The organism is Methylopila musalis (assembly GCF_042679725.1).
Taxonomy (GTDB): domain Bacteria; phylum Pseudomonadota; class Alphaproteobacteria; order Rhizobiales; family Methylopilaceae; genus Methylopila; species Methylopila musalis.
This window is the reverse complement of the sequence record NZ_JBHTMX010000097.1, coordinates 1-11043: the sequence shown is the minus strand read 5'-3', so window position 1 is coordinate 11043 and position 11043 is coordinate 1. Positions and strand designations below refer to the sequence as shown.

6 protein-coding genes are annotated in these 11043 nt (G+C 70.7%); 2 read left to right on the top strand and 4 right to left on the bottom strand.

Annotation, left to right across the window (positions count from 1 at the left end):
- Window positions 1–271 precede the first annotated feature (271 nt).
- The 3 genes from ACFQ4O_RS11125 to ACFQ4O_RS11115 form a co-directional block, all read right to left on the bottom strand.
- Complete coding sequence (locus tag ACFQ4O_RS11125) at window positions 272–1909, bottom strand: EAL domain-containing protein (protein WP_378775764.1); 1638 nt, start codon at window positions 1907–1909, stop codon at window positions 272–274.
- Window positions 1910–1995: 86 nt separating this feature from the next.
- Window positions 1996–4308, bottom strand: a complete 2313-nt coding sequence (locus ACFQ4O_RS11120) for an NADP-dependent malic enzyme (RefSeq protein ID WP_378775763.1) — start codon at window positions 4306–4308, stop codon at window positions 1996–1998.
- A 168-nt stretch (window positions 4309–4476) separates the two neighbouring features.
- Window positions 4477–5214: a hypothetical protein gene (locus ACFQ4O_RS11115; RefSeq protein ID WP_378775762.1), complete on the bottom strand. Its 738-nt coding sequence runs from the start codon at window positions 5212–5214 to the stop codon at window positions 4477–4479.
- A gap of 173 nt (window positions 5215–5387) precedes the next feature.
- On the opposite strand from ACFQ4O_RS11115, the gene ACFQ4O_RS11110 reads away from it, so the two are divergent.
- Window positions 5388–7370, top strand: a complete 1983-nt coding sequence (locus tag ACFQ4O_RS11110; protein ID WP_378775761.1) for a hypothetical protein — start codon at window positions 5388–5390, stop codon at window positions 7368–7370.
- 254 nt (window positions 7371–7624) lie between these two features.
- Here the strand turns inward: ACFQ4O_RS11110 and aspS are convergent, their stop codons facing one another.
- Complete coding sequence (gene aspS, locus ACFQ4O_RS11105) at window positions 7625–9499, bottom strand: aspartate--tRNA ligase (protein ID WP_378775765.1); 1875 nt, start codon at window positions 9497–9499, stop codon at window positions 7625–7627.
- 214 nt (window positions 9500–9713) lie between these two features.
- On the opposite strand from aspS, the gene rnd reads away from it, so the two are divergent.
- Window positions 9714–10940, top strand: coding sequence for a ribonuclease D (gene rnd, locus ACFQ4O_RS11100; protein WP_378775760.1), 1227 nt, complete (start codon window positions 9714–9716; stop codon window positions 10938–10940).
- Window positions 10941–11043: the final 103 nt, after the last annotated feature.

Genomic DNA, 11043 nt, shown 5'->3' with positions numbered 1-11043 from the left:
CGACCACGCCGCCCACCAGCGCGCCGCCGGCCCGGCCGGTGGCGAGACCGCCGATGGCGGCGCCGGTGCCCGCGCCGATCAGGGCGCCCGAGAGCGTGCGTTCGTTGCGGGTTTCACCGCAGGCGGCCAGACCGAGGCCAAGGCCGGCGACGAGGGTGAGAGTGGCGATCTTCTTCATGTGCGTCCAGGCTCCCGTTGTCCAATACGGCTTCATTTAGGCGGAAGGCCGGCCTCGGCTAGAGGCCGCGGGCGCGTCTGGCGCATTGTTCCTTCAGCCGATCTTCGCCATGCGAAGCGGACCCACATACGGCGCGGCGTCGTCCGCGTCCACCGCGGCGCGCGTCTCGTGCGCCGGGTGCATGGCGTCGGCGAGCTGGAGGAAGGACGCGGCCGGCAGCGGCGGCGCGAACACGTAGCCCTGCGCCACCCGCACGCCCTTCTGGCGCAGATACTGCAGCTGCTCGAAGGTCTCGACGCCCTCGGCGATCAACTCCAGCCGCATGTCGGCGGCGAGCTTCACGAGACTGTCGACGATCGCGACCGAGTAGCGCTCGGTGCCGATGGCGTCCACGAACATCTTGTCCATCTTCATCACGTCGACGCCGAGCTTCAGCAGGTAGGACAGGCCGCCATGGCCGGTGCCCACGTCGTCGAGCGCGACTCGGGCGCCGAGCTGCTGGAGCCGCGAGATCACCACCCGCGCGCGGGCGATGTTCTGCAGCGGCTGCCGCTCGGTCACCTCGAACATGAGCTGGCTCATGCGGATCGGCGAGCCGTCGAAGATGCGCTGCACGTCGTCCACGATGTCGAGATTGTCGAAGTGGCCGGCGACCAGATTGAAGCCAAGCTCCAGATGCGGCAGGCGCCCGTAGAGCGCGCCGAGATCGTCGCGGGCCTTGGTCATCACCGCGAGCGTCATGGGGTAGATCTCGCCGCTCGCCTCCGCGAGCGGGATGAAGCGACCGGGCGGGATGACGCCGTCCCTCCGCCGCCAGCGCACCAGCGCCTCGCAGCCGATGAGCTTGCCGGACACGATGTCGATCACCGGCTGGTAATAGGGCTCGAACTCGCCGCGCCGGATCCCGTCGGCGATCTCGCGCACGGGGCCGCCGCCGCGAAACGTGATCATGGCGTAGATCAGCGCGAACAGCAGACCGACGAGCACGCCGCCGATGTTGGCGTAGACGAACAGGCCGCGGTTCGCCGCCACCAGCGCCGCCCCGGGCGTGATGATGTCGACGGTGAGCGGATAGCGCTCGGAGATCGCGGTGGAGGACAGCGAGCGGATGAACGTGGACGGCGAGCGCACGCCGTTCGGGTCGCGAAAGCGCTCCAGCAGCAGGCCGCCGTTCGGCACGCTGACGCGCATCAGGAAGTTTGCGGAGACGATGCTGCGCATGACGGAAGGGGCGAGCTTGTCCGCCGACACCACCGCCCGGTAGCCGCCGCCGCCGATGGAGGCCCGCCACGTCACCGCGAGCGCCGGCGCGCGGGAGGCGGCGATCTCCACCGCCGACACCGTCACGTCGGGCGCGAAGGCGTCATGCTCGGGCGAGAGCCGCCTCAGCGGGCCCGCGGTGCCGAAGGCGGAGCATTCGGGCGCATCGTCCGGGCCGATGACGGCGATGTCCGCCGCCCATCCGGCGTGGAAGGCGGCGTCCTTGAGCGCTTCGATCCGGGCGGGCTCGCAGGAGGGAGCGGCCCGGGCGGCCACGTCGACCAGCGTCTCCACGATGCTGTCGAGTCGGTGCTCCACGATCGAGAGCACGTCGTTCGACAGGCCGTCGGTCTCGGTCTGCGCGGCCGTGATGAGGTTGGCGGCGAGAAGGACATTGAGCGTCAGAACCGGCGCCGCGATCAGCGCGAAGCCGACTCCCAGCGCCTGTCTCCACGATGTGACGCCCTGCAACGCCGATGCCCTCTCCCACGGAGGCGCGCACCACGCGACACGTGCGCCTCCGCGTTTCTTATGGCGGGCATAGGCTTAACGGGCGGCTAACCCGCCGCGACGGCGCCGCCGATCGCCTGGGCCTCGGTCACCGCGAGCGCGGTCATGTTCACCACGCCGCGCGCCGTCACCGAGGGCGTCAGGATGTGCGCGGGCCGATCCGCGCCCACCAGGATCGGGCCGATCGGCAGCGCGTCCGACACCGCCTTGATGAGCTGGGCGCTGATGTTGGCGGCGTCGAGATTGGGGAACACCAGCAGGTTCGCCTCGCCGGTGAGGGTGGAGCCCGGCAGCAGCCGCTCGCGCAGCGCCGGGGTCAGCGCCACGTCCGCCATCATCTCGCCGTCCACCTCGAGCCCCGGCGCGCGGGCGCGGATGATCGACAGCGCCTCGCGCATCTTGCGGGACGACGGCGTGTCGTGGGACCCGAAGGTGGAGTGCGACAGAAGCGCCACCCGCGGCGCGATGCCGAAGCGCTCCACCGTGCGGGCCGCCGCGATGGCGCTCTCCGCCACGCTGTTCGCGTCCGGATCGGCGGTGACGTAGGTGTCGGTGAGGAAGTGGACGCCCCGGGCCGTGATCAGCAGCGACAGCGCCGAATAGTCCGGCACGCCGGCGGAGCGGCCGATGATCTGGTCGATGGTCTCCAGATGCTCGTGGAACCGGCCCTCGAGGCCGCAGATCATGGCGTCGGCGTCGCCGCGCACCACCGCGAGCGCCGCGATCGCCGTGGTGTCGGTGCGCACCACCGTGCGGGCGAGATCCGGCGTCACGCCCCGGCGCCCGGCGCGCTCCAGATAGAGCGCCACATAGTCGCGGTAGCGCGGGTCGTCCTCGGGATTGATGATCTCCACGTCGCCGGCGCCGAAGGTGAGGCCCCAGCGCTTGGCGCGCACCTCGATCACATGGGGGCGGCCGATGAGGACCGGCGTCGCGATGCCCTCCTCGATCGACACCTCGGCGGCGCGCAGCGCCCGCTCGTCCTCGCCGTCGGCGTAGATCACCCGCTTCGGCGCGGCCTTGGCGGAGGCGAACACCGGCTTCATCACGAAGCCGGAGCGGAACACGAAGCGGTTGAGCTGGTCCTCGTAGGCGCGGAAATCCGCGATCGGCCGGCGGGCCACGCCGCTCTCCATCGCGGCGCGGGCGACGGCCGGGGCGATGCGCAGGATGAGGCGCGGATCGAACGGGCTCGGGATCAGCGACTCCGGTCCGAACAGGCGGGTCTCGCCGCCATAGGCGCGGGCCACCACGTCGGAGGACGGCTCGCGGGCGAGCGCGGCGATGGCGCGCACCGCCGCCGCCTTCATCTCCTCGTTGATGGTGCTCGCCGCCACGTCCAGCGCGCCGCGGAAGATGTAGGGGAAGCAGAGGACGTTGTTGACCTGGTTCGGGAAATCCGAGCGGCCGGTGCAGATCATGGCGCCGGGGCTCGCCTCACGGGCCACCTCCGGCATGATCTCCGGCGTCGGGTTGGCGAGCGCCAGGATCATGGGCTTTTCGGCCATGCGCTTCACCATCTCGGGCTTCAGCACGCCGCCGGCGGACAGGCCGAGGAACACGTCGGCGCCGTCGATCACCTCGGCGAGCGTCCGCTTGTCGGTGTCCTGCGCGTAGACCGCCTTCCAGCGGTCCATCAGCGCCTCGCGGCCCAGATAGGCCACGCCCTCGATGTCGGTGACCCAGATGTTCTCGCGCCGGGCGCCCAGCGTCACCAGCAGGTTGAGGCAGGCGAGCGCCGCGGCGCCCGCGCCCGACGTCACGATCTTCACGTCGGCCAGCCGCTTGCCCGCGAGCTCAAGCCCGTTGGTGATGGCCGCCGCCACGATGATCGCCGTGCCGTGCTGGTCGTCGTGGAACACGGGAATGCCCATGCGGGCCTTGCAGGCCTCTTCCACCTCGAAGCACTCGGGCGCCTTGATGTCCTCGAGGTTGATGCCGCCGAAGGTGGGCTCCAGCGCGCAGATCACCTCGATCAGGCGCTCCGCGTTCTTCTCCGCCACCTCGATGTCGAACACGTCGATGCCGGCGAACTTCTTGAACAGGACCGCCTTGCCCTCCATCACCGGCTTGCCGGCGAGCGGGCCGATGTCGCCGAGCCCCAGCACCGCCGTGCCGTTGGAGAGCACCGCCACCAGGTTCTGCCGGGCGGTCAGCTCCGCCGCCTGGTCCGGATCCTCGGCGATGGCGTCGCAGGCCGCGGCCACGCCCGGCGAATAAGCGAGCGCCAGATCGCGCTGGTTGCCGAGCGGCTTGGTGGCCTGGATCTCGATCTTGCCCGGACGCGCGCCGGTGACGGAGGAGCCCCGGTGATACACCAGGGCGCCGGTGCGCAGGTCTTCGGACATCTGGATCGGCATTCGCGTCCCTCCCGGAAGCGGTTTTACACCGTTCGTATGGTGCGGCGTTTGCGCACGGCTTCAGCGTTTGCCTAGGGTGATTTTCAGAAAAGTTCAACGACGCGGGCGCCCGAGTGGGCCCGTTCCGCGCATGTTTCTGCTCGTCGCGCGTTCAACTTTCGCGACGGATCACCCGCGCCAGTGCTCGGCGATCCACGGCGTGGGCCGCACGTGCTTGTAGAGCTTCTTCAGGCCCTTCGCCGGCCAGCGGCCGTCGCGGGCGTCGTCCGGGTTCGGCTGGCCGGTGAAGCACACCACGCGGGCGTCGTCCGGCAGCTCCACCGCCTTCACGAAGTTGAGCGGCCAGCGCGGCATCAGGCTGTGCTTGAAGCTGACGCACCACGGCGCCGGCCAGAACGTCTTCGGCCCGATCATGCGCGAGATGTAGGTCTGGCTGTTGGGATAGGCGTTCACCACCGCCGCAGGATCGCGCATCAGCCGGTCGTAGATCTCCACGTGGGAGCCGACGTCGAAGCGGTAGACCGAGGTGTTGCCGATGTCCTTGCCCTTCTGGGTCCAGTTCTCGGCCACCACGAAATCCGCCTCGGGGGCGTAGTCGAAGAAGGCGTCCATGTCGCCGGTGACGACCACGTCGAGATCGATGAACAGCGCGCGGTCGGTCAGGCCCGGCAGCGTCTTCGCCCACAGCGACACCTTGCGCCACGGCTTCCACATGTGGGTCTGCGGCAGGTCGATCGGCGGCAGCGGATGGCACTCCACCTCCGGCCGCACGCCGGCGGGATCGTCGGTGTAGCAGACGAGGCGCATGGGCCGCGCGGTGTTGCGCGCGATCATGCCGTAGAGCGTGTTGACGTAGTCCGGCCCGTAGAGAGCGCCCCAGCGGATGCAGATGAAGGTCTGGGTCATGCGGTCTCGAACGGGGCTTTCGGGGGGACGGCGGGCGCCTGAAGGCGCGGCGCACCATGCCGCCGAACGCCTGCGTCATCAACCCGCCCCCATGACGGATCGATCCGCGCCGCCCGCTCGTTCACCATGACGCTGCGCCGCCGAATCGACCCTGTCCCGGAGACCGCCCCGCCATGACGACGAGACGCCTCCTCATCATCGCCGCCTGCGTGGTCGCGGTCCTCGGGCTCGCGGGCGTCGCCGCCCTGCCCCGCGCCGCGGACTGGTACGCCGCGCGGCAGGTGGACAAGGCGCTGAACGACATCCGGGTGCGCAGCACGGCGGTCGCGAACCGCGGCGCGGTCAGCGTCGATCTCGGCTCCCGCACCGTGTTCGTGAACGCGATCAGCGTCGAGACGCCGGGCGACGCCGGCGCCAAGGTCAGCATCGACCGCCTCGCGATCGTGCGCCCCACCTCGCTCGACGAGCGCGTCACGGCGGATCTGATCCGGTTCGAGAACCTCGTCATCGCCATCGGCAACGAAACCGTGCGCGTGCCCACGATCGAGGTGCGCGACTATTCCGGCCCGGCGCAGGGGCTCGTCAGCGCGCCCGGCGGCGGCGACGCCACCCGCACCCAGGCCGACATCGCGGCCGGCGTCTCCGCCAGCGGCGCCTCCGCGCCCGTGATCACGATGACGAACGCCCGCGTCGGCGCCGACCGCACGCTCGCCGGCCTGACCTTCGAGCGCGTCGACAGCGGCGTGGTGAGCCGCGCCACCGCCGACAGCCTCGACGTCACCGTGCCCTCGCGCCGCGACGGGGCGCCCAAGGGTCTGCAGGTCTCGACCGGCCGCCAGACCTTCCACGGCGTCAGCCTGCCGGCGCTGCTGCGGTTCCTCGCCGGCGACGGCGCGGGCGAGCGCGAACCAGCGATCGACCGGGCCGTGATCGAGCAACTGGCCGTCCGCTCGCCGACGAAGCTCGGCGGCGACGTCAGCGCCGGCGCCGACCGGCTTGAGCTGGAGAAGGTCGGCATCCGCGCCCTGCTTCACCGGGCGGTCACGCTGGAGCTGGCGCAGGACAGGGCCCAGCGCGACGAGCCGCTGACGCCGGCCGAGACCCGCCAGCAGATCATGTTCCTCACCGACAGCCTGCGCGCCGCCGCCTTCGGGCGCGTGGCCGCGACCGAGGCCGTGCTCGAGGCCTCGCCGCCCGGACGCGACCGGATCGCGGCCTCCGCGGCGCTGATCGAGGTGATCGGCTACGCCGACGCGGCTCTGGAGCGCGTTACCCTGCGCGGCGCGCAGACGCGGCAGGGCGAGCGCGACGTCAGCGCGGACGAGGCCAATCTGGAGCGGATCGACGCCGGCGGGCTGCTGGCCTACGCCGAGCGCATCGGCCGCGACGAGATCCTGCTCACCACCACGCCGCTGCCCGAGGACATGCTGAAGCTGTTCCCGCGGCTCGGCCGCGCCAACCTCAAGACCGGCGCCTGGACCGAGGGCGACTGGGCGCTCAAGGTGGGCGAAATCCGCAGCGGCGCGCGCGGCGACGCCGAGGAGCTTCCGAACCGCGCCGGCGTGCGGGTGACGAACCTCACCATGCCCGCGCCGCAGGACCGCTGGTACTCGCCCTACCTCAAGGACGCGGGCGTGGAGCGGCTGAACCTCACCTTCCGCCTGTCGGTCTCGCTGGATCCGAGCTCGCAGGTGCTGACCGTGAACGGGCTCGACTACAGCGACCCGGAGATCGCCGACGTGCATCTCGAAGGCACGCTCGCCAATGTGGACCCGGCGCTCGCGATCGAGACTGGCGGTGAGTTCGTGGACAAGTTCTCCCGCGTGGCCCTGCGCCCGATCGCGCTGCGCGTGACGGACCATGGCGGCGTGGCGGCCGCCTTCGCCGCCGGCGCCAAGGCGCGCGGCTCCACGTTCGACGACTTCCGGGAGAGCTTCACCACCGATGCGGAGACGCGGCTCACCGCCGTGCTCGGCCCCACGGCCCAGTCCTCGGCCACCGCGCTCGGCCTGTTCCTGCGCGGCGGCGGCAAGCTTGAGGCCAACATCCTGCCCCGCGCTGACGCCACGCTGCTGAACCTGATCCAGCTCGCCCGGCTCGGCCCCGAAGGCCTCGCGCAGGCGCTCGACGTGACCATCACCAGCCGCACGAACTGAGCGGACGAGGCGAGGCGCCGCCCGGACGCCATCTGGAATGCGCTGAGGGCGCGGTCCAAGCCCCGTCATGCCCGCGCCTTCGCGCGGGTATCCACGACTTCGCGCCGGACGACGGCGTGCGCGGGGCAAGTCGTGGATGCCCGAGACAAGCTCGGGCATGACGATGGGGCGTCTGAAAGGAGGTTAGAGCCTCGTCATCCCTCGCCTCGCCCGTCGACCTCTCCCCGCTGGAAAAGGCCGACGAACGACGCCGCTTACTTCTGCGGCGGGTTGAGGCGCAGGTGGAGTTCGCGCAGCTGCTTCGGGGTCGGCGCAGCGGGGGCGCCCATCAGCAGGTCTTCGGCGCGCTGGTTCATGGGGAACAGCGAGATCTCGCGCAGGTTCTGCGCGCCCGTCAGCAGCATCACGATGCGGTCCACGCCCGCCGCCATGCCGCCATGGGGCGGGGCGCCGTACTGGAACGCGCGGTACATGCCGCCGAACCGGTCGATCACGGTCTGCTCGTCATAGCCCGCGAGCTCGAACGCCTTCACCATGGCCTCCGGCCGGTGGTTGCGGATGCCGCCGGACGCGATCTCGAAGCCGTTGCAGGCGATGTCGTACTGGAACGCCTTGATGGTGAGCGGGTCCTGCCCGGTCAGCGCGTCCATGCCGCCCTGGGGCATGGAGAACGGGTTGTGCGAGAAGTCGACCTTCTTCTCGTCCTCGTTCCACTCGTAGAACGGGAAGTCCACGATCCAGGCCAGCTCGAACCGGTCGTGGTCCACGAGCTTCAGCTCCTCGCCGGCCCGGGTGCGGGCGAGCCCCGCGAACTTCACGAACTTCGCCGGATCGCCCGCCACGAAGAAGGCGGCGTCGCCGGCGCCGAGGCCGAGCTGCTGGCGAATGGCCTCGGTGCGCTCCGGGCCGATGTTGTTCGCGATCGGGCCGGCGCCGTCGATCTTCTGATAGCGGCTGGAGAACTCCGCCAGGCGCTTCGGATCGAGATAGGCGAGCAGGCTGGTGTCGAGATTGGTCGTGTCGATGGTCGCGGCCGGCTCCCCGCCGTCGCGCCACATCACATAGCCGAGGCCCGGCTGGCCCTCGCTCTGGGCCCAGGAGTTCATGCGGTCGCAGAAGGCGCGGCTGCCGCCGGTGGGCGCGGGGATGGCCCACACCTGATGGCCCTCCGTCTCCAGCAGGCGCGAGAACACCTTGAAGCCCGAGCCGCGGAAATGCTCCGACACGTCCTGCATGACGATCGGGTTGCGCAGGTCCGGCTTGTCGGTGCCGTACTTCCGCAGCGAGTCCGCATAGGGAATGCGCGGCCAGTTCTTGGTCACGGGCTTGCCGGCGGCGAAGTCCTCGAACACGCCGGTGATCACCGGCTCAATGGCGGCGAAGACGTCCTCCTGCTCCACAAAGCTCATCTCGAGGTCGAGCTGGTAGAACTCGCCCGGCAGACGGTCGGCGCGGGGGTCCTCGTCGCGGAAGCAGGGCGCGATCTGGAAGTAACGGTCGAAACCGCTCATCATCAGCAGCTGCTTGTACTGCTGGGGCGCCTGCGGCAGGGCGTAGAACATGCCCGGATGAATGCGGCTCGGCACCAGGAAGTCGCGCGCGCCCTCGGGGCTCGACGCGGTCAGGATCGGCGTCTGGAACTCGAAGAAGCCGCCGGCCTTCATCTTGGCGCGCATGGCGTCGATGATGGCACCGCGGGTCATGATGTTCCGGTGCAGCTTCTCGCGCCGCAGGTCGAGGAAGCGGTACTTGAGCCGCGTCTCCTCCGGGTACTCCTGATCGCCGAACACCGGCAGCGGCAGGTCCGCCGCGGGACCGAGCACCTCGATCTCCTTGACGTAGACCTCGACCTCGCCGGTGGGCAGCTCCGGGTTCTCGGTGCCGGCCGGGCGGGTGCGCACGAGGCCGTCGACACGGATCACCCATTCGGCGCGCACGGTCTCGGCCAGCGCGAAAGCCGGGCTGTCCGGGTCCGCCACCACCTGGGTCAGGCCGTAATGGTCGCGCAGATCGATGAACAGCACGCCGCCGTGGTCGCGCACGCGGTGGACCCAGCCGGACAGCCGGATGGTCTCGCCCACATGCGCGGACCGGAGCGCGCCGCAGGTGTGGGAGCGGTAGCGATGCATCGTCACGTGGAATGGTCCCGGGATCGTTCGGCGGCGGGCGGAAAAAGTCGCGGGACCACGGCATGGCGGCGCCGGGCCTGTCAAGTTTTGCGGGCTTCACCGTCTCTTCGGCGCGGCCGCCCCGCCGTGGTCGTGCGCCGTCAACCTTACACGGAGGTCGCGCCCTCGGCGCCACAGACTCGCGCGCCCGACTCCGCTATATGCGATGTCCAAGATGATGATCACGACCACCGATGACCTTCGCGCCGCCTGCGCGCGTTTCGCCCACGCCGACTTCGTCACCGTGGACACCGAGTTCCTGCGCGAGACGACCTTCTGGCCGAAGCTCTGCGTGGTGCAGATCGCCGACGCCGAGGGGCCGGTGGTGGTGGACGCGCTGGCGCCCGACATCGACCTCGCGCCCCTGTTCGCGCTGATGGCGGACGAGACGGTGCTGAAGGTGTTCCACGCCGGCCGACAGGATATCGAGATCTTCCACCATCTGGCCGGGCTGGTGCCGGCGCCGGTGTTCGACACCCAGGTCGCGGCCATGGTGCTCGGCTTCGGCGACTCCATCTCCTACGACCAGCTGGTGCAGCGCACGGCGGGCGTCACGCTCGACAAGTCCTCCCGTTTCACGGACTGGAGCCGCCGTCCGCTGTCCGACGAGCAGGTGGAGTACGCCATCGCCGACGTGACGCATCTGCGCACGGTCTACGCCAGGCTGTCCGCCGACCTCGCCAAGCGCGGCCGCGCCGACTGGCTGAGCGAGGAGATGGAGACGCTCACCTCCCCCGCCACCTACGCCTCCGAGCCGGACGACGCCTGGCGGCGCTTCCGCTCGCGGGTGAAGAAGCCCCGCGACCTCGCGGTGCTGATGGAGGTGGCGGCCTGGCGCGAGCGCGAGGCGCAGGGGCGCGACGTGCCCCGCTCTCGCATCCTGAAGGACGACGCGCTGCTGGAGGTCGCGACCCGCGCACCCAAGACGGTCGAGGCGCTGGGGTCGCTGCGCGCCTTCCCGCGCGGTTACGAGCGCTCCCGCGCGGGGCAGGAGATCCTGGAGGCGGTCGCGCTCGGCCTCGCCCGCGATCCCGCCGACCTGCCGCCGCTGGAGCGCGACCGCGGCGCCTCGCCCATGAGCGGCGCGACGGTCGAGCTTCTCAAGGTGCTGCTCAGGATGATCGCCGAGAAGAACGGCGTCGCCGCCAAGATCATCGCGAGCGTCGAGGATCTGGAGCGCATCGCCGGCGACGACCAGTCGGACGTGGCGGCGCTCAAGGGCTGGCGGCGGGAGCTGTTCGGCGACAGCGCGCTCAAGCTCAAGGCCGGCGCGCTGGCGCTGGCGCGGGAGCGCGGCCGGGTGGTGGCGCTGGAGCGCTACCCGTCCGACGAAGGCCCCCTCCCCGCGCCCCAACCCCGCCGCCGCCGCGGCGGAGGCCGCGCGCCGACGGTTACGGAGTGAGCCGGAGAGGTTTGGCGCGCCGGACCTCGATGCGCGCACGTTGTGGTGAGTTAGAAGCTACGGCGTGGGAGAAGCGACCACATCTGACGCGCGGGGGGGGGCG